At 73.8% G+C, this 19,229-nt stretch carries 14 protein-coding genes; 9 read left to right on the forward strand and 5 right to left on the reverse strand.

Features of this window, described 5'->3' with window-relative positions; translation table 11 throughout:
* The first annotated feature begins 1 nt into the window (after position 1).
* The 4 genes from ACIG36_RS19620 to ACIG36_RS19635 are packed head-to-tail and all read left to right on the forward strand — an operon-like array spanning position 2 to position 8,569.
* Positions 2 to 988 carry an enediyne biosynthesis protein gene (locus tag ACIG36_RS19620; RefSeq protein ID WP_399929104.1) on the forward strand — a complete coding sequence of 329 codons (987 nt, stop codon included), beginning with the start codon at positions 2 to 4 and terminating at the stop codon, positions 986 to 988.
* Entirely contained in the window at positions 985 to 6,768 is a 5,784-nt protein-coding gene (locus ACIG36_RS19625; RefSeq protein WP_399929107.1) for an SDR family NAD(P)-dependent oxidoreductase, read from the forward strand. The genes ACIG36_RS19620 and ACIG36_RS19625 overlap by 4 nt, the downstream gene beginning before the upstream one ends.
* Positions 6,765 to 7,226 carry an acyl-CoA thioesterase gene (locus tag ACIG36_RS19630; RefSeq protein ID WP_399929110.1) on the forward strand — a complete coding sequence of 154 codons (462 nt, stop codon included), beginning with the start codon at positions 6,765 to 6,767 and terminating at the stop codon, positions 7,224 to 7,226. The genes ACIG36_RS19625 and ACIG36_RS19630 overlap by 4 nt, the downstream gene beginning before the upstream one ends.
* Positions 7,223 to 8,569: a cytochrome P450 gene (locus ACIG36_RS19635; RefSeq protein WP_399929111.1), complete on the forward strand. Its 1,347-nt coding sequence runs from the start codon at positions 7,223 to 7,225 to the stop codon at positions 8,567 to 8,569. The genes ACIG36_RS19630 and ACIG36_RS19635 overlap by 4 nt, the downstream gene beginning before the upstream one ends.
* A 60-nt stretch (positions 8,570 to 8,629) precedes the next feature.
* Here the strand turns inward: ACIG36_RS19635 and ACIG36_RS19640 are convergent, their stop codons facing one another.
* Positions 8,630 to 9,394, reverse strand: a complete 765-nt coding sequence (locus tag ACIG36_RS19640) for a helix-turn-helix domain-containing protein (protein ID WP_399929113.1) — start codon at positions 9,392 to 9,394, stop codon at positions 8,630 to 8,632.
* Between the two features lie 45 nt (positions 9,395 to 9,439).
* Positions 9,440 to 10,351, reverse strand: a complete 912-nt coding sequence (locus tag ACIG36_RS19645) for a ParB N-terminal domain-containing protein (RefSeq protein ID WP_399929115.1) — start codon at positions 10,349 to 10,351, stop codon at positions 9,440 to 9,442.
* A gap of 414 nt (positions 10,352 to 10,765) precedes the next feature.
* Between ACIG36_RS19645 and ACIG36_RS19650 the strand changes: the two genes are divergently transcribed.
* The 5 genes from ACIG36_RS19650 to ACIG36_RS19670 all read left to right on the forward strand — a co-directional run bounded on the left by ACIG36_RS19650 (position 10,766) and on the right by ACIG36_RS19670 (position 16,032).
* Positions 10,766 to 11,185, forward strand: a complete 420-nt coding sequence (locus tag ACIG36_RS19650; protein ID WP_399930069.1) for a DUF5987 family protein — start codon at positions 10,766 to 10,768, stop codon at positions 11,183 to 11,185.
* On the forward strand, positions 11,182 to 12,828 hold the full coding sequence (locus tag ACIG36_RS19655; RefSeq protein WP_399929118.1) for an FAD-dependent oxidoreductase: 1,647 nt from the start codon (positions 11,182 to 11,184) through the stop codon (positions 12,826 to 12,828). The genes ACIG36_RS19650 and ACIG36_RS19655 overlap by 4 nt, the downstream gene beginning before the upstream one ends.
* 5 nt (positions 12,829 to 12,833) lie before the next feature.
* Positions 12,834 to 13,838 (forward strand): carboxymuconolactone decarboxylase family protein, encoded by a 1,005-nt coding sequence (locus ACIG36_RS19660; protein WP_399929121.1) that lies wholly within the window; start codon positions 12,834 to 12,836, stop codon positions 13,836 to 13,838.
* A 48-nt stretch (positions 13,839 to 13,886) separates the two neighbouring features.
* Positions 13,887 to 14,678, forward strand: coding sequence for a TIGR03084 family metal-binding protein (locus ACIG36_RS19665; protein ID WP_399929124.1), 792 nt, complete (start codon positions 13,887 to 13,889; stop codon positions 14,676 to 14,678).
* Positions 14,679 to 14,886: 208 nt separating this feature from the next.
* Complete coding sequence (locus tag ACIG36_RS19670; protein ID WP_399929127.1) at positions 14,887 to 16,032, forward strand: serine hydrolase domain-containing protein; 1,146 nt, start codon at positions 14,887 to 14,889, stop codon at positions 16,030 to 16,032.
* A gap of 85 nt (positions 16,033 to 16,117) precedes the next feature.
* On the opposite strand, the gene ACIG36_RS19675 is transcribed toward ACIG36_RS19670, so the two are convergent.
* Genes ACIG36_RS19675 through ACIG36_RS19685 form a run of 3 tightly spaced genes read right to left on the reverse strand, consistent with a single transcriptional unit; the run spans position 16,118 to position 19,208 of the window.
* A complete protein-coding gene (locus tag ACIG36_RS19675) occupies positions 16,118 to 17,704 on the reverse strand; it encodes a 4-hydroxyphenylacetate 3-hydroxylase family protein (protein ID WP_399929131.1) in 1,587 nt (528 codons plus the stop codon).
* Positions 17,705 to 17,920, reverse strand: coding sequence for a DUF6052 family protein (locus ACIG36_RS19680; RefSeq protein ID WP_399929134.1), 216 nt, complete (start codon positions 17,918 to 17,920; stop codon positions 17,705 to 17,707). It abuts the gene before it with no gap.
* On the reverse strand, positions 17,901 to 19,208 hold the full coding sequence (locus tag ACIG36_RS19685; RefSeq protein WP_399929137.1) for a phenylacetate--CoA ligase family protein: 1,308 nt from the start codon (positions 19,206 to 19,208) through the stop codon (positions 17,901 to 17,903). Before ACIG36_RS19685 ends, ACIG36_RS19680 begins: the two co-directional genes overlap by 20 nt.
* Between the last annotated feature and the right edge of the window lie 21 nt (positions 19,209 to 19,229).

The raw sequence follows: 19,229 nt of genomic DNA on the forward strand, positions 1-19,229 counted from the left end.
GATGGCCACCAAGGCAGGCAGCCCCCCGCAGCAGCACCACGACCCCAAGGTCGTCACCGCGCTCCGCCGCTTCGCGATCTCCATCACGGTCCTGAACATCCTCGGCTACACCGTGCTCGGCTTCGAACAGCCGTGGACCTGGCCGTTCATAGCGGTCGCCACCGCGTACACAGTGGAGATCGCGCTGGAGGCGATCGCGGCCAGGGTGGAGGGCCGCGCACCGCGCTTCACGGGCCGCGGCCCGCGCGGCATGGTGGAGTTCCTCTTCCCCTCGCACATCACCGGCCTCGCCGTGAACATGCTCACCTACGTCAACGACCTCGTCTGGGTGATGATCTTCGGGGTCGTGGTGGCCGTCGGCACCAAGTGGGTGCTCAGGGCCCCGCTACGCGGCCGCATGCGGCACTTCATGAACCCCTCGAACTTCGGCATCGCGGTGATCCTGCTGCTGTTCCCCTGGGCCAGCATCGCACCGCCGTACCACTTCACCGAGAACATCGGCGGCCCCTTCGACTGGGGCCTGCCGCTGGTCATCATCGGCCTCGGCACGCTCCTGAACGCCAAGCTCACCGAGCGGATGTGGCTGATCGGCGCGTGGCTGGTGGGCTACGCCCTGCAGGCCGTCGTGCGTGGCCTGGTCTTCGGCACCTCCATCCCGGCGGCCCTGGGCATGATGACGGGCACCGCCTTCGTGCTCTTCACCAACTACATGGTCACCGACCCCGGCACCTCCCCCTCCCGGCGGAACTCCCAGATCGCCTTCGGCGGCGGCGTCGCCGCGATGTACGGGCTGCTGACCGCGCTGGGCATCGCCTACGGGATCTTCTTCGCCACCGCCGCCGTCTGCCTGATCCGCGGCGGCTACCTGTGGTGGCTGCACCTGATCACGCAACGGGCGGCCGCGGAGGCCGCAGCGGGGACGGCGGCCGGCGGAACGGAGCCCACCGCGCCCTCCTCCGGAGCGGGAAAGGAAGCGGTGGCTGCATGAGCAGGATCGCCATCGTCGGCATGGCGTGCCGCTACCCGGACGCCGCCTCCCCGCGCGAGCTGTGGGAGAACGCCGTCGCCGGACGCAGGGCCTTCCGCAGGCTCCCCGACGTCCGGATGCGGCTGGAGGACCACTGGGACGCGGACCCGGCCGCCGAGGACCGCTTCTACGCGCGCGAGGCCGCCGTCCTCGAGGGCTACGCGTTCGACCGCGTCGCCCACAAGGTCGCCGGCAGCACCTACCGCTCGACGGACCTGACCCACTGGCTCGCCCTCGACGTCGCCGGACGGGCACTCGCCGACGCGGGCTTCCCCCAGGGCGAGGGCCTTCCGCGCGAACGCACCGGCGTGGTCGTGGGCAACACCCTCACCGGGGAGTTCGCGCGGGCCAACGTCATGCGGCTGCGCTGGCCCTACGTACGGCGCGTCATGGCGGCGGCGCTCAGGGAACAGGACTGGGACGACGACCGGCTCACCGCGTTCCTCGACGACGTCGAGGCCGCGTACAAGAGCCCGTTCCCCGCCGTCGACGAGGACACCCTCGCCGGCGGCCTGTCCAACACCATCGCCGGACGCGTCTGCAACCACTTCGACCTGGGCGGCGGCGGCTACACCGTCGACGGCGCCTGCTCCTCCTCGCTGCTGTCGGTCACCACGGCCGCCTCCTCGCTCCTCGCCGGCGACATCGACGTCGCCGTCGCCGGCGGCGTCGACCTGTCCATCGACCCGTTCGAGATCACCGGCTTCGCCAAGACCGGCGCCCTCGCCCGGCACGAGATGAAGGTCTACGACAAGGCCGCCAACGGCTTCTGGCCCGGCGAGGGCTGCGGCATGGTGGTGCTGATGCGCGAGGCGGACGCCCTGGCGGCCGGCCACCGCGTCTACGCCACCGTCGCGGGCTGGGGCGTCTCCTCCGACGGCCAGGGCGGCATCACCCGGCCCGAGGTCGCCGGCTACCAGCTCGCGCTGCGCCGCGCCTACGAACGCGCCGGGTTCGGCATCCAGACCGTGCCCCTCTTCGAGGGGCACGGCACGGGCACGGCCGTCGGGGACACCACCGAGCTGCGGGCCCTGATGCTGGCCAGGACCACCGCCGACCCCGAGGCCGCGCCCGCCGTCATCAGCTCGATCAAGGCGATGATCGGGCACACCAAGGCCGCCGCCGGAGTGGCCGGCCTGATCAAGGCCGCCATGGCCGTCGACGCCCGCATGCTGCCCCCGGCCATCGGCTGCACCGACCCGCACGAGCTGCTGACCGCCCCCTCGGCGTCCCTGCGCGTGCTGCGCCGGGCCGAGCCCTGGCCGGACGGGGCACCGCTGCGCGCCGGCGTGACCGCCATGGGCTTCGGCGGCATCAACACCCACGTCGTCCTCGACAAACCCGGCCCGCACCGGCACCCGGTCACCGCCCCCCGCGACCGGATCCTGGCCTCCTCGGCCCAGGACGCCGAACTGCTGCTGGTCGACGGCGACTCGCCGCAGGAGCTCGGCGCCCGGCTCGACCGGCTGACCGCCTTCGTGCCGCAACTCGCCTACGCCGAACTGGCGGACCTCGCCGCGACCCTCCAGCGGGAGCTGCGCGACGCGCCCTACCGGGCCGCCGCCGTCGTCTCCTCGCCCGCCGACGCCGAGCGGCGGCTGCGGCAGCTGCGGGACGCGGTGGAGGCGGGCGAGACCAGCCTGGTCGCCGCCGACGGCAGGGCCTTCCTCGGCCGCGTCTCCGGCCCCGGCCGGATCGGCTTCCTCTTCCCCGGCCAGGGCTCCGGAAACGGCACGAGCGGAGGCGCGCTGGGCCGGCGCCTGGCCGAGGCCGCACAGGTCTACGAGCGGGCGGAACTGCCCGCCGGCGGGGACATGGTGGCGACGGCCGTCGCCCAGCCGCGCATAGTCACCGGCTCGCTGGCGGGACTGCGCGCCCTGCGGGCGCTGGGCGTCGAGGCGACCGTCGCGGTCGGCCACAGCCTCGGCGAGATCTCCGCGCTGCACTGGGCCGGGGCGATGGACGAGGAGACCCTACTGCGCGTGGCCGCCGTCCGCGGCCGGGCCATGACCGAGCACAGCGACTCGGGCACCATGGCCTCCCTCGCCGCCTCCCCCGAGGCGGTGGGCACGCTCACGGCCGGGCTGCCCGTGGTCGTCGCCGGCTACAACGGGCCCGAGCGGACCGTCGTCGCCGGGCCCGCCGAGGCCGTCGAGGAGGTGGAGCGGCGCGCCCGCGACGCCGGCACGCACTGCGTGCGGCTGCCCGTCTCGCACGCCTTCCACTCGCCGCTGGTGGCACCCGCCGCCGACGCCTTCGGCACCTGGCTGGCCGGCGTGCGGTTCGCGCCGCCCGCCCGCAGGATCGTCTCCACCGTCACCGGCAGGGCCCTGGCGCCCGGCACGGACGTCCCGGACCTGCTGCGCCGCCAGATCACCGAGCCCGTGCTGTTCGCCCAGGCGGTGGAGCTGGCGGCCAAGGACGTCTGCCTGTTCGTCGAGGTGGGCCCCGGGCGGGTGCTCAGCCAACTGGCCGCGGCCGCCACCGACGTCCCGGCCGTCGCGCTGGACACCGACGACGAGTCGCTGCGCGGACTGCTGCAGGTGGCCGGAGCCGCCTGGGTCGCGGGCAGCCCGCTGGCCCACGAACGGCTCTTCCACGACCGCCTGGTCCGGCCGCTGGAGATCGGCGCCGAGCTGCGCTTCCTGGCCAGCCCCTGCGAACAGGCCCCACCGGCCCCGGCCCGCGGCACCCGCCCCGCGCCCGCCCGTGCGGCCGACCCGCAGGACGCGCCCGCAGGCAGGGGCACGGACGGCGACGAGAACACCGGCGAGCCGGCCGCCGGGCTGCTGCGCCGGCTGGTCGCCGAACGCGCCGAGCTGCCCGAGGAGCTGGTGGGCGACGACAGCAGGCTGCTCGACGATCTGCACCTGAGCTCCATCACGGTCGGCCAGCTCGTCAACCGCGCCGCCCAGCGCCTGGGCATCCCCCCGGCGCAGGTGCCCACCAACTTCGCCACGGCGACCGTGGGCGAGCTCTCCGAGGCGCTGCAGGCCCTGGCCGGCACCGGCCGGCCGGCGGAAGCCGCCGCACCGGTCGTCGCGGGCGCCGCCCCCTGGGCCCGCGCCTTCGCCCCCGGCTTCGACGAACCGCCCCTGCCGGCCCGGACCGCGCCCGAGGCCGGCGGCCCCTGGCGGCTGTTCACGGCACCCGGCACCCCGCACGCCGAGCGGCTGCGGACGGCGCTGGAGAGCGCGGAGGTCGGGCCGGGCGTCCTGGTCTGGCTGCCCCCCGACTGCCCGTACGAGCAGCTCGAGCGGGCGCTGGAGGGCGCCAGGGCGGCGCTGGCGGACGAGGGGGCCGGCCGGTTCGTGCTCGTCCAGCACGGGCGGGGCGCGGCCGGGCTCGCCAAGACCCTGCACCTGGAGGCACCGCACCTGCGCACCACCGTGGTGCACGTGCCCGAGGAGACGCCGGAGGCCGTCGGGTGGGTGGTGGCCGAGACCGCCGCGACCACCCGCTTCGCCGAGGCGCACTACGACGCCGACGGCACCCGCCGGGTGCCCGTCCTGCGCGCGCTGCCCATCGCCCCGGCCCGCACCGAACAGCCGCTGGGCGAGGAGGACGTGCTGCTGGTGACCGGCGGCGGCAAGGGCATCTCCGCCGAGTGCGCGCTGGCGATCGCCGTCGGCAGCAGCGCCCGTCTGGCCGTCCTGGGCCGCTCCGACCCGGGCGAGGACCCCGAACTGGCCGCGAACCTGCGCCGGATGGCCGACAGCGGCGTCACCGTCCGCTACGCCCGCGCCGACCTCGCCGACGCCGGGCGCACCCGTGCCGCCGTCGAGGAGCTGACGCGGGAGCTGGGCCCGGTCACCGCCGTGCTGCACGGCGCGGGCCGCAACGAGCCCACCGCCCTGACCGGCCTGGACATGGCGGAGTTCCGGCGGACGTTCGCCCCCAAGGTCGACGGCCTCCGCAACCTGCTGGACGCGCTCGAGCCCGAGCGGCTGCGGCTGCTGGTGGCCTTCGGCAGCGTCATCGGCCGCTCCGGGCTGCGCGGCGAGGCCCACTACGCCACCGCCAACGAGTGGCTGACGGACCTCACCGAGGGGGTGGCCCGGCGCCATCCGCACCTGCGGGCGCTGTGTCTGGAGTGGTCGGTGTGGTCCGGGGTGGGCATGGGCGAACGGCTGTCCGTCGTCGAGTCCCTGGCCCGCGAGGGCATCACGCCCATCTCCCCCGACCGGGGCGTGGAGATCCTGCTGCGGCTGATCGCCGACCCGGACGCGCCCACCACCGTGGTGGTCACCGGGCGCACCGAGGGCGTCGGGACGATGCGGCACGACCTGCCGCCGCTGCCGCTGCTGCGGTTCGCGGGCCGACCCCTGGTGCGCTACCACGGCGTGGAGCTGGTGACCGAGGTCGAGCTGAACGCGGGCACCGACCCGTACCTGGCCGACCACCTGCTGGACGGTGACCTGCTCTTCCCGGCCGTCCTGGGCCTGGAGGCGATGACCCAGGTGGCCACGGCCGCCACCGGCTGGACGGCCGTGCCGGTCGTCGAACGGGCCGAGTTCCTGCGGCCCGTCGTCGTCCCGCCGGACGGCAGCACGACGATCCGCGTCGCCGCGACCGTCACCGGCCCCGAGACCGTCGACGTGGCGGTCCACAGCGAGGAGACCGGGTTCGCCGCCGAGCACTTCCGCGCCCGGCTGGTGTTCTCCGGCGCCGCCGTCCCCCAGGGCCCGCCCCTGCCGGCGGCCGGCGAGGCACCACCAGTGCCGCTGGACCCGGCCGCCGACCTGTACGGGGACGTGCTGTTCCAGGGCACGCGCTTCCAGCGGCTGCGGCGCTTCCACCGGGCCGCCGCCCGGCACGTCGACGCCGACGTGGCGACGGCGGAGCCGGCGGGCTGGTTCGCCGGCTTCCTGCCCGCCCGGCTGCTGCTGGGCGACCCCGGCATGCGGGACGCCCTGATGCACGGCAACCAGGTGTGCGTCCCCGACGCCACCCTGCTGCCCGCGGGCATCGAGCGCGTCCATCCGCTCGGCGGCGGCGAGGGGCCCGCCGGCGAACTGCGCTACTGCGCCGTCGAGCGCGAGCGGGACGGCGACACGTACGTCTACGACATCGCGGTGCGCGACGAGCGGGGCGAGGTCGTCGAGCGCTGGGAGGGCCTGCGGCTGCGGGCCGTGCGGCGGCGCGACGGCTCCGGGCCCTGGGCGGCCCCGCTGCTGGGCCCCTATCTGGAGCGCGCGCTGGAGGACGTCCTGGACGCGCGGATCGCCGTCGCCGTCGAACCGGCGGCCGGCGAGGACGACCGCCGGGCCCGCACGGCCCTCGCTCTCGAACGGGCCCTGGGGCACCCCGCCGAGGTCCGCCACCGGCCCGACGGCCGCCCGGAGACCGACGGCCACTCCCTCTCGGCCTCCCACGGCGCGGGGGTGACCCTGTGCGCGGTCGCCGACGACGAGGTGGCCTGCGACGTCGAGACGGTCACCGCCCGGACGGCCGCGGACTGGGACGGGCTGCTCGGCGACCACGCCCCGCTGGCCGCCCTGCTCGCCGGCCAGACCGGCGAGGACCACGACAGCGCCGCCACCCGGGTGTGGTGCGCCCTGGAGTGCCTGAAGAAGGCCGGGGTCATGGACGGCGCCCCGCTCACCCTGGACCCGGGGCGCCGGGACGGCTGGGCGGTCCTCGCCTCGGGCGGCCTGCGTATCGCCACGTTCGTCACCGCCCTGCGGGACGAACCGCGCCCGGTCGTCCTCGCGTTCCTCACGGGAGGGTCACACGGATGACCACGGACTGGTTCGAGTACCGGCACACGGTGGGCCTGGAGGAGACCAACCTCGTCGGCAACGTCTACTACGTGCACTACCTGCGCTGGCAGGGACGCTGCCGGGAGATGTTCCTCAAGGAGCGCGCGCCGGGCGTCCTCGCGGAACTGCGCGAGGACCTCAAGCTGTTCACCCTGAAGGTGGACTGCGAGTTCTTCGCCGAGATCACCGCGTTCGACGAGCTGTCGGTGCGCATGCGGCTGACGGAACTGGCCCAGACCCAGGTCGAGTTCACCTTCGACTACGTGCGGCTGGGCCCGGACGGAGCCGAGAGCCTCGTCGCGCGGGGCCGGCAGCGCGTCGCGTGCATGCGCGGCCCCAACACCGCCACCGCCCCGGCCCTGGTGCCCGAGGCCCTGGTGCGGGCGCTGGAGCCGTACGCCGCCCGGGGCCGGTCCCTCGCGGGGAGGCCGGCATGAGCCGCACGCCCCCGGGCCCGCCGCGCAGGGCACTGCCCGGCCTGCTGAGGAAGCTGGCCACCGACCGGCTGGCGCTGATGCGGGACGCCGCGGACCTCGGCGACGCGGTCCGGGTGTCCATGGGCCCCAAGACGCTCTACATCTTCAACCACCCCGACCACGCCAAGCACGTGCTCGCCGACAACAGCGCCAACTACCACAAGGGCATCGGCCTGGTGGAGGCCCGGCGCGCCCTGGGCGACGGCCTGCTCACCAGCGACGGCGAGCGCTGGCGCGCCCAGCGCCGCACGATCCAGCCGGTGTTCCAGGCGAAACGGATCGCCGCGCAGGCCGGGGTCGTCGCCGAGGAGGCGGCCAAGCTGGTGGCGCGGCTGCGGGCGTACGAGCACGGGGCGCCGGTCGACGTGGTGCGGGAGCTGACGGGCCTGACGCTCGGCGTGCTCGGGCACACCCTGCTGGACGCCGACCTGGCCGCCCACGCCTCGGTGGCGCACGACTTCGAGGCCGTGCAGGACCAGGCGATGTTCGAGATGGTCTCGCAGGGCCTGGTGCCCATGTGGGTGCCGCTCCCGCACCAGCTGCGCTTCCGGCGTGCCCGCAGGCGGCTGTACGAGGTGGTGGACCGCCTCGTCGCCGAGCGCACCGCCCGCCCGGACGGCGGCGGTGACGGGGACGACGCGCTGTCGCGGCTGATCCGTTCGGTCCGCGAGGAGGCGGACCCGGGGGCGGGCCGGCAGCGCCTGCACGACGAGCTGGTCACCCTGCTGCTGGCCGGGCACGAGACGACGGCGAGCACGCTCGGCTGGACCTTCCACCTCCTCGACCGGCATCCCGAGGCGCGGGCCCGGGTGCGCGAGGAGGCGCTGGCGGTGCTCGGCGACCGGATGCCGGGCTTCGAGGACCTGCCGCGGCTGGCGTACACCACGGCGGTGGTGCAGGAGGCGATGCGGCTCTTCCCCCCGGTGTGGATCCTGCCGCGCCGGGCCCAGGGGCCGGACGACGTCGGCGGCTGGGGCGTCCCGGCCGGCTCGGACGTGCTGATCTGCCCGTACACCCTGCACCGGCACCCGGCGTTCTGGGACGCCCCCGAGCGCTTCGACCCTGACCGCTTCGGGCCGGGCGGCGGGGCGGACCGGCCGCGGTACGCCTACATCCCGTTCGGCGGCGGGCCGCGGTTCTGCGTGGGCAGCAATCTCGGCATGATGGAGGCCGTCTTCGTGACGGCGATGGTCGTCCGCGAGCTCACGCTGAGCACGGTCCCGGGCCACCGGGTGGTGCCCGAGCCGATGCTCTCCCTGCGGATGCGGGGCGGGCTGCCGATGGCCGTGCGGGCCGCGGCATGAGGGGCGGGAGGCCCGCGCCGCGGCCGCCGCCCCGGCCCGTGGCGGCCCATCCGGGCCGCCCTAGCCCGCGACCGCCTCGAGCGCCGCCATCCGCATGTCCAGCAGGGCCAGCAGCACCGGCGGGTCGAGGGCGCGCACCGACCGCAGCGGAAGGTCGAGGGGCAGCAGGGTGGTGTCGGGGTGGACCGCGAGCGGGCCGAAGGAGGCGACGCACGGGGTCAGGGCGTCGCCCAGACCCGAGGGCACGCCCTCGTAGCCGTAGGGCACCGAGTGCGCCAGCACGTGCCAGGTGCCCAGGGGCACGTCCGGCAGTTCGTAGGGGCCCGGCCCGTCCAGCACGGCACAGCGCACCGGCTGGCCCTGGGGGACGCAGCCGGGGAAGACCCCGATGAAGACGAAGCCCGGGGAGCGGGCGGGAGGAAGCACCACCTCGCCCTTGAGGGACTGCCCGCCGACCGCCGGAGGGCCGTCGTCGGTCCTGATCTCGGTGGTGAACCCGCCGAGCTCGCGATAGGCGGAAGGAGCCACGCCCACACAGATCTTGAACCGCGAACTGAACGTCCCGACGCTGCTGTAGCCGACCTCGCTGCTGATATCGGCGATGCTCATCGAGGTCCCGACGAGTAAGCGCTTGGCCTCCTGGAGCCTGAGCGCGGAAAGGAAGCGCCCCGGTGAGACCCCGGTGGTGTCCCGGAAGATCCGGGTGAAGTGGAACTTGCTGAACATCGCCGTTCGGGCCATGTCGTCGATGGTGAGCTCTTGGCCGAGGTTGGCGTGCATGTCGTCGATGACCCGCTTGACGGCCAGCTCGGTGGAATTCAGCATGACCTCTCCCTGATTCGGTGATGAGGCGTCACGGTGCTTCTCCGGTCATTCGGCGGGCGTACGGCGCCCGAGTTCCCGGGCGATTTCCTGCCAGGTGTCGGAGCACTGCCGGGCCAGTTCGGCCACGGCGTCCGCGCAGTGCGGCGGAACGGCGTCCATCCGTTTCTTCCAGTCGTCGCCCGTGACGACCTGAGTGTGCAGCCAGCGCAGCAGTTCGCGGCCCGCCTCGCTCTGTCGCAGCGAGGGGTCGCCGGCGAGTCTGCGCAGCGTGAAATGAGGATCTCGTGTGCCGCTCCGCCCGTACGGATTCATCCGCGCGCGCTCCGCGCCGCCGCGCGCCTTCGCCCGTCCGCCGGGGACGGGGGCCTCCCCGCGGCGCAGCCGCCGGCGGACGTCGTGGGCGGTGCCCACGGAGATGCCGGCCACCCTGGCGATCTCGCGCAGGGGCAGCTCGGGGCGTTCGGCGATGATCTCGGAGGCCCGCAGCCGCCCGGCGGCGCGGTCCAGGGGGTGCGGCTTGCCGTCGGTGCCGATGCGCACGTTCAGCTGCGGCAGATCCGCGGCTGAACGCCGCCGGATGCCGCCGACCGAGCGGGCGGCCAGGCCCGTGTAGGCAGCGATGGCCCGGTCGGAGAGGAGGGGGTGCGAGGCGAGAATCCGGCCGGCCGCGGCCTTGCGGTCGGCGATCGACAGGGGGAGTCCGTGCGAGACGTTGGCCACGACGGAGCGGAGGAAGGCCTCGGCGTCGGTGCCGTCGAAGAAGGTGGCCGCGATCTCGGTGCGGCCGCCGATCTCGGCCGCCCGTACCCGGTGCATTCCGTCGATGACCCGCATGGTCGGGCGGTGCACCAGGATCGGGGGTAATTCGGAGTCCTTCTCCGCCAGTTGGCGCGCGTGCGCCTCGTCCAGTCCGTTCAGCCGCGGGGAATCCGCGGGCAGGAGGTCGCCGATTCGCACCTGGCAGGCGTAGCACACACTGACGTCGGCTCTTTCCATCCTGTCCCCCGCGGGTCGTTCGAGCCTCGCATGGTCAGTTCTCGAGCGGGCCGTACCTCAGGGCGGAGCAGGCCGAGTTGCCACATATGACGGCGGCCTGGCCCTTGATCGGTCAGAGCCTACCGGCTGACCGGTTTTTGGCAAGAATTTCAAGAAACTTTGCGCCGGAGGATTCGGAACGATTCCCTCCGAAACTCGCCGGCGGCCTGGGGCGGACCCGCACTTCCACCCTATTGCCGATGCGGCGAAAGCCAACTCCACGTACTGGAGGCAGAGTTGCGTGATCTGACGACATCATCACCGCACAGCGAGACCCGGCGGACGCTCGAGGCGTACGCGGACACCATTGTCGACGGCGCGGCGGCGGCCGGCGCCATGGAACTCCTCCAATGGGACGCCACCGGCATCTCGGAGGACCTCGACGAGCTGGCGCGGCTGCTGAACGAGCACGCGCGCGTGGCGGCCGGCGACCAGGAGGCCGCGCCCGGCGGCGCGTTACCGCCCTTCGTCGCCCTGTCCCCGGACCGCCGCGCGGCCCTGGTGCGCCGGCTGACCGCACCCGGCCACCCCGAACGCGAGTTCTGGGTGCTGCTCGCGCTCTTCTGCAACATGGCCTTCGACTCGGCCGCCCACCTGCACACCGCCGACGCCCTCGCCGCCGGCCACCCGGGACTCGCGGCGATGGGCATGACCCTGCCGGACGACGACGGCCTGTGGCGCTACGAGCGCTACTCCTACGGCCGGCCGCTGGCACGGCTGCACCCCGGCACCACACCCTCAGGGAGCCCGGCATGAGCGCCACCGAACGCACGGACGTCCTCGTCGTCGGCAGCGGCTTCGGCGGCGCCATCGCCGCCTACCACCTCGCGGCGGGCGGCGCCCGGGTCACCGTCCTCGAGCGCGGACCGTGGCTGGAGGGCAAGGACTTCGAGCAGGACTACAAGCTCGGCTCCTCCTACACCCGGGCCTTCGACTTCGTCGTCGGCGACGGCATGAGCGTGCTCGGCGGCAACTGCGTCGGCGGCGGCAGCGTCGTCTACTTCGCCGCGATGCCGCGCGCCCCGCGCTTCGTCTTCGACCGGCACGGGAGCATCGGCCGGCGGATGTGGCCGAGGTCCGTCAGCCGCGACACCCTCGACCCCTGGTACGACCGGGTCGCCGAGGCCATGCCCGTCACCCGGCAGGACTGGAGCGACGTCACCTACGCGGGCGGGCTGTGGGCGGCCGCCTGCCACCACGCCGGCCGCACCGCCAATCCGCTGCCGGTGGCCATCGACGCCGAGAAGTGCGTCAACTGCAACTGGATGATGGCCGGCTGCCGCTTCGACGCCAAGCGGTCCCTGCTCTTCAACTACCTGCCCGCCGCCCTGGCGCACGGCGCCGAGATCCGGCCCCTGCACGAGGTGCAGTACCTGGAGAGGACCGACGACGGCGGCTTCCGGGCGCACTACAGAACCGTCGACGAGGAGGACTACCGCATCCTCGGCGAGAGCGGCGCGATCGACGCGAGGATCGTCGTCCTGGCGGCCGGGGCCGGCGCCACCCCCGTCATCCTCCAGCGCAGCGAGGCCACGCTCGGCCCCATGCCCCACGCCGTCGGCCGGTACTTCTCCGGCAACGGCGAGCGGCTGAACACGGCCGTCCTCGACGAGGACCGGGTCGCCGAGGTGCTGGGCCTGACGCGCGGCGACGGCAGGGCCTACGAGGCCAACCACATCGGCAGGGGGCCGACGGCCGCCAGCTGGGACCGCCTCGACGGCTCGCTGCCGGAGTTCTCCCGCTACTCGCTGGAGCAGCTCTACTTCCCGCCCGGCCTCGGCACCATCCTCGCCCAGGCGGCCGGCGCGGACGGCCCGGTGTGGTTCGGGCCGGAGAAGCGGCGCATGCTCGAGCGCTGGCGCTCCTGGCTGACCGTCTTCACCATGAGCGAGGACGACAACGAGGGCGTCTTCGGCCCGCCCCCGCCCACCGGCAACTCCCACCGCATCTCGCAGCAGATGCTCGGCCGCGGCGCCCTGCGCTACGTCCCCACCGCGAACACCCTGCACGGCTGGGCCCGCTCCGACGCCGAGGTCAAGGAGATCCTGGAGAAGGACGGCCTGGCCACGGTCCTGCCCTGGACCAACGACGTCGTCGGCGCCTACACCGTGCATCCGCTCGCCTCCTGCCGCATCGGCGACGACCCGGCCACCTCGGCCCTCGACGACCGCCACGAACTGCGCGGCCACCCCGGCGTCTTCGTCACCGACGGCTCCGCCGTGCCCGGCGCGCTCACGGTCAACCCGGCGATGACCATCGCCGCGCTCGCCGAACGCGCGATGCCGGGCATCGTGCGCGCCGCCCGGGAGCGGGGCGTGGACGTCACCTACGGCGCCCCCGCGCCCGACGGCGCCACCGCGGGGCGGCGCGGCGTGCTGCCCGTGGTCTCGGCGCGGTGACGGCCGTGAGGACGCTGGCCCGCACCGCCCTGCGCGGCTCCCTGGCGGGCATCCGGCACGTGCGGGCCGTACCGCCCGGGGAGGCCGAGGGCCTGGTGGCCGCGGTGTACGCGCAGTCCGAGCGGGAGTTCGGGCTGCTCGCCCCGCCGCTCGCCCTGCACTCCCCCGCGCCCGAGGCCCTGGCGGCCTCCTGGCTGCTGCTGCGCGAGACGCTGCTCGCCGGGGACCGGGTGAGCAGGCCCGCCCGGGAGGCCGTCGCCACCGGCGTCTCGCGGGCCAACTCCTGCCCGTACTGCGTCGAGGTGCACCGGGCGCAGGTGCGCACCCTGCCGCGGGACGCGGCCGCCGGGCGGCTGGCGCGGTGGGCCCTGCGGGGCGGACCACGGCCCTTCCCGGCGGAGGACGCCCCGGAGATCCTGGGCGTGGCGCTCGCCTTCCACTACCTCAACCGCATGGTCAACGTGTTCCTGCGCGAGACGCCCGTCCCGCCGGGCACACCCGCCGCGCTGCGCGGGGGCGTCCTGCGCGTGGTCACCCGCCTCACCCGTCCCTCCGGCCCCGGCGCCCCGGAGCCGGGCGGCTCACTGGGCCTGCTGCCGGACGCGCCGCTGCCCGGGGACCTGTCCTGGGCGGCGGGACGGCCGCACATCGCGGGGGCCCTGGCACGGGCCGCCGCGGCCGTGGACGCCGGCGCCGAGCGCTCGGTGCCGGAGCCTGTCCGCGAGCTCGTCCGGGAGCGGCTGGCCACCGGGACGGGCCCGCCGCCCCCGGGACAGCCATGGATTGACGACACCGGCAAGGCCGTCGCGGCCCTGCCTGCGGCCCTGCGCCCGGCCGGGCGGCTGGCGCTGCTGACGGCCCTGGCCTCGTACCGAGTGGGCCGGAACGTCGTCGACGACTACCGCCGCTCCGGCACGCCCGGCGACCGGGAGCTGATCGAGCTCACCTCGTGGGCCGCCCTGACAGCGGCCCGCAGGGCGTGCTCCACCGATTCCTCCGACCCCTCCTGACCCCTCCTGATCCACTCGACATCCCCTCGACGAACAGGACTTACGGACATGGACAACACCCAGGACGTACTCAAGGACCTGACCGCCGCCGTCGACGACCTCGACCGGCTGGTGACCGGCCTGGACGACGAGCAGTGGCGGACGCCCACCCCGGCGCCCGGCTGGACCGTCGCCGACCAGATCGCCCACCTGACCTTCATCTTCGACATCGCCGGCACGGCGGCCCGGGACGCCGAGGCGTTCAAGGCCCTGGCCGCGGGCGCCGCCGGCGACTTCGACGGCGCGGTCAACGCCGCGCTCCAGCCCTTCAAGAGCCTCACCCCTCAGCAGCTGCTGACCCGCTGGCGGGCATCGGCCGAGGCGTCCGTCGCCGCGCTGGCGGCGGTGCCCGCCGGACAGGTGGTGCCCTGGCTGGTCAACCCGCTGCCGCCGGCCGTGCTGGCCTGCGCCGGGATCATGGAGGTCTTCGCCCACGGCCAGGACGTCGCCGACGCGGTCGGCGTCCGTCCCGAGCCGACCGACCGGCTGCGCCACCTGGCCGGGTTCGCGGTGCTGACCCGCGACTTCGGCTATCTCTCGCGGGGGCTGACGCCTCCCGAGGAGCCCTTCCGCTTCGAGCTGACCGCGCCCTCGGGCACGGCGTGGGCGTTCGGCCCCGAGGACGCCACGCAGAAGATCACCGGCCCCGCCCATGACTTCTGCCTGCTGGTCACCAGGCGCCGGCACCGCGACGACCTGGCGCTCGTGGCCACCGGGGACGAGGCCGACCACTGGCTGTCCATAGCCCAGGCCTACCGGGGCCCGGCCGGTGAGGGGCGCAGGCCGGGGCAGTTCTCCTGAACCCCGTGCCGGCCCGTCCCGTGACGGCCCCGACGTGCCCCGGCCGGGCTCCCCGTCCGGCCGGGGCACATCGGCCCGTACCCGTCAATCCTTGGCCAAAGCCGCCGTCAGTACCGCAATCCAGGAGATGCAGAACCGGAAGCCCGCCCGCCACGATGTGGCGAGTCCAGTGTCCCCGATCACCCCGGGTCTACGAAGGAAATCGGCCATGACTGACATTCAGCAGCAAGTCCAGGAAACGATCGACACCTTGGTCGAGTCCGGTGTGGAAAGGGGCCTGCAGGTCGCCGTCTACCGCAACGGAGAGCTCGTCGTCGACGCCGTGGCGGGCCTCGCCGACGCGGAGACCAAGCGTCCAGTCACCTCCGACACGCCCTTCTACAGCACCTCCACCGGCAAGGGCATCACCACGACCGTCGCCCACGTCCTCGTCGAGCGGGGCGTCCTCAAGTACGACACGCCGGTCGCCGAGCTGTGGCCGGAGTTCGCCGCCAACGGCAAGGAGAGCGCGACCGTACGTCACGTGCTCACGCACGCCACCGGCGTACCGGGCCTGCCGGCCGACACCACCCCGGAGGACCTGGCCAACTGGGACAAGATGGTCGCCGTCATCGCCGACGCCACCCCGTGGTGGGAGCCGGGCACCAAGTTCGGCTACCACGCCCAGACCTACGGCTACCTCGTGGGCGAGCTCGTCCGCCGGGCCACCGGCAAGACGATCTCCGAGGCGCTGCGGGAGTACGTGGCCGTGCCGCTGGGCCTGGAGCGCGAGCTGTTCTTCGGTGTGCCGGAGTCCGAGCTGGCCCGCACCGCCACGCTGGAGGAGGTGCAGAACCCCGACGCCGGCGGCGGCGAGGAGTTCACTCCCGAGATGCTCGCGGAGATCCCCTTCTTCAAGGTCGTGCACGGCTACACCGCTGCCCCCATGGCCGCCCTGCCGGGCGCCGAGTTCGGCAACCGCAACGACATCCTCACCTCCGACATCCCGGCCGGCGGCACCTTCTCGGCCCGCGCCCTGGCCAAGGTGTACGCGGCGCTGCTCGGGGAGGTCGGCGGCGTCCGCCTGGTCTCGCCGGAGCGGCTGCGGACGATGACCGCCGAGGCGGTCAGCGGGGACGACGAGATCCTCGGCTTCCCCACCGCCCGAGGCCTGGGCTACGACATCGGCCTGCCCTCGCCGACCGCCGCCCCGGCCCCGACCGTCTTCGGCACGGCCGGCAGCGAGGGCAGTGCCGCCTTCGCCGACACCGCGTCCAAGGTCACCTTCGCGCTGACCAAGAACCGGGTCACCCAGGGCGACTACTCGGCCGTGGACCGCGTCCACGAGACGGTCGTCAAGGCCCTCGGCCTGTAGGGCCGGCAGGCACACGGTGAAGGGCCCCTCCGTCCGGAGGGGCCCTTCAGCCGTTCTCGCCCGTTTCTCGCCCGTTCTCGGCCGGTCAGCCCTCGAGCAGCCCGTTCCGGGCCTGCCGCAGGCCCTCGAACGAGGTCAGGTCCGGCACCGTCCAGCCGTCCAGGTCGTACTCCGCCAGGCACTCCTCGGCGAAGGCCCGGTAGGAGTCCAGCCGGCCGTCGGCCATCTGCCCCAGCAGCAGCTCGATGCGGGTGTTCTCGTGGTTGCCGGAGTAGTTGCGCTCGTAGAGCTCGTGCCGGCCGCCGAACTCCGAACCGACCGCGTCCCACAGCAGCTTCATCACCTTCACGCGCTCGGTGGCGTCCGCGCCGCCCGAGCCGCGCAGGTACTTCTCCAGGTACGGGCGCACCTCGGGGTTGCGGAAGTCCTCCGTGCCGGAGTTGACGTACATCAGCGCGCTGGCCACGTCCTGCTGCACGATCTCCAGCACCCGCGGATAGCCCAGCTGCATGAACCACCGGTAGGCCATGCCGTACTGCGGGTTGGGCAGCAGCGTGCCGCCCTTCCAGGGCACCGGGTTGCGCGCGGCCGCGTCCGACAGGCCCCAGAAGAGGTTGCGCCAGGCCAGCACCTCGCCCAGCCGGGTCTGCACGCCGCGGAAGTCCTTGGCGCCGGTGATCTCCAGCGCCTTGGCCAGCAGCCCGGCGATGAACTCGAGCTTGACCGCGAGCCGGGTGCAGCCGTGGAAGGTGGCCCGCTCGATCATGCCGGACTGCCCGGTGAACAGGCGGACCTTGCCCAGGTGCCCGTAGATGAAGACGTTCTCCCACGGGACCAGCACCTTGTCGAGGACCAGGATGCCGTCGTTCTCGTCCAGCCGCGAGGACAGCGGATGGTCGAACGGGCTGCCCATCACCGCCGCCGTGGCGGAGTAGGACGGGCGGCAGATCAGCTTCAGCCCCGGCGCGTCCATGGGCAGCGTGGCCACCAGCGCGAACCTGCGGTCCTTGACCGGCAGCCCGGTGTGGGCGATGAAGCAGTGGTGGGTCAGCGCCGAGCCCGTGGCCACGACCTTGGCGCCGCTGACGACCAGGCCCGCGTCGGTCTCCTTCTCCACGTGGACGAAGACGTCCGCGACCTCGTCCGCCGGCCGCTCCCGGTCGACCGGAGGGTGCAGCAGCGCGTGATTCCAGTAGAGGACCTTCTCCTGCGATTCCCGGTACCAGCGGCGGGCGTTGTCCGCGAACGGCTCGTAGAAGGCGGCGTTGACGCCGAGCGTGCCGAGGAAGGACGCCTTGTAGTCGGGGCTGCGCCCCATCCAGCCGTAGCTCATGCGCGCCCACGCGGCGACGGCCCGCTGGTCGGCGACCATGTCGTCCACCGTGCGGGGGGCGGTGAAGAACCGGTGGGTGAACCCGCCGCCGGTGTCGGTGGGCGCGGTCAGCAGCTCGCGCTTGTCCGGGTCGTGCAGGCTGTCGTAGAGCCGCGCGGTCATCCGCACCGGGTTGCGGAACGCCGCGTGCGTGGTGACGTCCTTGACGCGCTCGCCGTAGAGGTAGACCTCGCGGTCGTCGCGCAGGCTCTCGACGTACTCGTCGCCCGTCAGCGGACGGGTCGCCGCCGGGCGGGCGGCCGTCCCGTCCGGGCCGTCCGGCCCGTCCTGCGGGGGCATTCAGCTCCTCCCGGCCGGTGACGGGGCGAAGAAGTCGAAGTCCACGGCCTGGCCGTCGAGGGCCACCCGTAGCTCGGCGAGGGCGGCGCCCACCGCCGCCGTCACCGCCGGCACCTCGCACGACCGCGCCAGGCCGCCCAGCGCGGTGTACGCGTCGAGGAGCACGCGCTCCTGCTCCGGGGTGAGGCCGGCGGGTTCAGCTCGCTCGTTCGTCATGAAACCTCTTCGCCTTCATCTCGAATCGGGGCAGGGCTCCGGGCGCGGCGGTCTCCACCTCGGGGCGGATGCCGATGTCGCGCTTGATCTCCGTGCTGATGCGCGCGCACAGCGCCGCCGCGTCCAGGCCGGGGACATCCTTGGGCTCCACCCGCACGACGATCGTGTCGAGGCCGCGCACGGTGCGGATGACCGTCTGGAACTCCACGACCTCGGGGAAGCCCCGCATCACGTCCTCGATCATCACGGGGGTGACCGAGACGCCGCGTATCTTGCGCATGTCGTCGGTGCGGCCGATGATCCCGCCCTCGTACCAGTCCCAGGTGCGGCCGCAGCCGCACTCGTGCCAGGGCCTGCGCACCACCAGGTCCTCGGTCCAGTGCCGGAAGATCTGCATGCTCTCGCGGGCCAGGCCCGTGGTCACCCGCACGCCCAGCTCGCCGTAGGGCACCGGCTCCTTGGTGTCCGGGTCCAGCACCTCCTCGATCACCGCCGGCTCGATGATGTGGCAGGCACCCCTGCGGGCGGGGCACTCGAACATGAAGACCGCGCCCAGCTCGGTGGTGCCCGCCGCGTTGAAGACCCGGGCGCCGAAGGCGTCCTCGATGGCCCGGGTGGTGGAGTCCGGACGCGGCTCGGCGCCGGCCAGGATGGTCTTCACATTGGCCTCGGCGGCCAGGTCGACGCCCATCTCCTGGGCCGTCTCGATCAGCCGCATCGCATAGCTGGGCGTCAGCCCCAGCACCTCGATCCGGTGGTCGACCAGCAGCCGGATGCGGGACCGGGAGTCCAGCCCGCCCGACGGCACCACCGTGCACCCCATGCGCTCCAGGGCGTAGTGCATGCCCCAGAAGCCCATGAACAGGCCGTAGCCGAACGCCACCATGCCGCTCTGCCCCGCCCGGACCCCCATGCCGTACAGGGCGGTGCAGAAGGTGTCCACCGACCAGGCCCAGTCGCGCTGAGTGTCGAAGGTACGCACCGGAGGGTTCCCGGTCGTACCGCTGGTCTGGTGGTACCTGATGCCCAGCGACGGATCCACCGACGGCCAGCTGCCGTACAGCGGTGCCGTCCGCTGGGCGGCGAGCAGGTCCGACTTGTAGAGCAGCGGAACCCGAGCGGAATACTCCTCGAGCGACCCGAGTGATTCGACATCATCGGGGAGCCGTTCATTCCAGAACGGCGACGAGCGCTTTGCATGGATCAAAGCACGCTGCAGCTTCCGCCACTGCCATCCGGCCAGCTCCTGCCGGGGCATGGTCTCTGTCTTCCGGTTCCAGTACTCCACCCCGGCATCGTCACGTTCGCC

The organism is Streptomyces sp. NPDC053048 (genome assembly GCF_044547045.1).
GTDB lineage: Bacteria > Actinomycetota > Actinomycetes > Streptomycetales > Streptomycetaceae > Streptomyces.

What these genes read in the sequence shown, in the direction of transcription:
- ACIG36_RS19675 (WP_399929131.1), bottom strand. Translation starts at nt 17,704, where the DNA reads ATGCCCCCGCAGGACGGGCCGGACGGCCCGGACGGGACGGCCGCCCGC.
- ACIG36_RS19620 (WP_399929104.1), top strand. Translation starts at nt 2, where the DNA reads ATGGCCACCAAGGCAGGCAGCCCCCCGCAGCAGCACCACGACCCCAAG.
- ACIG36_RS19650 (WP_399930069.1), top strand. Translation starts at nt 10,766, where the DNA reads ATGGAACTCCTCCAATGGGACGCCACCGGCATCTCGGAGGACCTCGAC.
- ACIG36_RS19670 (WP_399929127.1), top strand. Translation starts at nt 14,887, where the DNA reads ATGACTGACATTCAGCAGCAAGTCCAGGAAACGATCGACACCTTGGTC.
- ACIG36_RS19640 (WP_399929113.1), bottom strand. Translation starts at nt 9,394, where the DNA reads ATGCTGAATTCCACCGAGCTGGCCGTCAAGCGGGTCATCGACGACATG.
- ACIG36_RS19625 (WP_399929107.1), top strand. Translation starts at nt 985, where the DNA reads ATGAGCAGGATCGCCATCGTCGGCATGGCGTGCCGCTACCCGGACGCC.
- ACIG36_RS19665 (WP_399929124.1), top strand. Translation starts at nt 13,887, where the DNA reads ATGGACAACACCCAGGACGTACTCAAGGACCTGACCGCCGCCGTCGAC.
- ACIG36_RS19630 (WP_399929110.1), top strand. Translation starts at nt 6,765, where the DNA reads ATGACCACGGACTGGTTCGAGTACCGGCACACGGTGGGCCTGGAGGAG.
- ACIG36_RS19655 (WP_399929118.1), top strand. Translation starts at nt 11,182, where the DNA reads ATGAGCGCCACCGAACGCACGGACGTCCTCGTCGTCGGCAGCGGCTTC.
- ACIG36_RS19635 (WP_399929111.1), top strand. Translation starts at nt 7,223, where the DNA reads ATGAGCCGCACGCCCCCGGGCCCGCCGCGCAGGGCACTGCCCGGCCTG.
- ACIG36_RS19680 (WP_399929134.1), bottom strand. Translation starts at nt 17,920, where the DNA reads ATGACGAACGAGCGAGCTGAACCCGCCGGCCTCACCCCGGAGCAGGAG.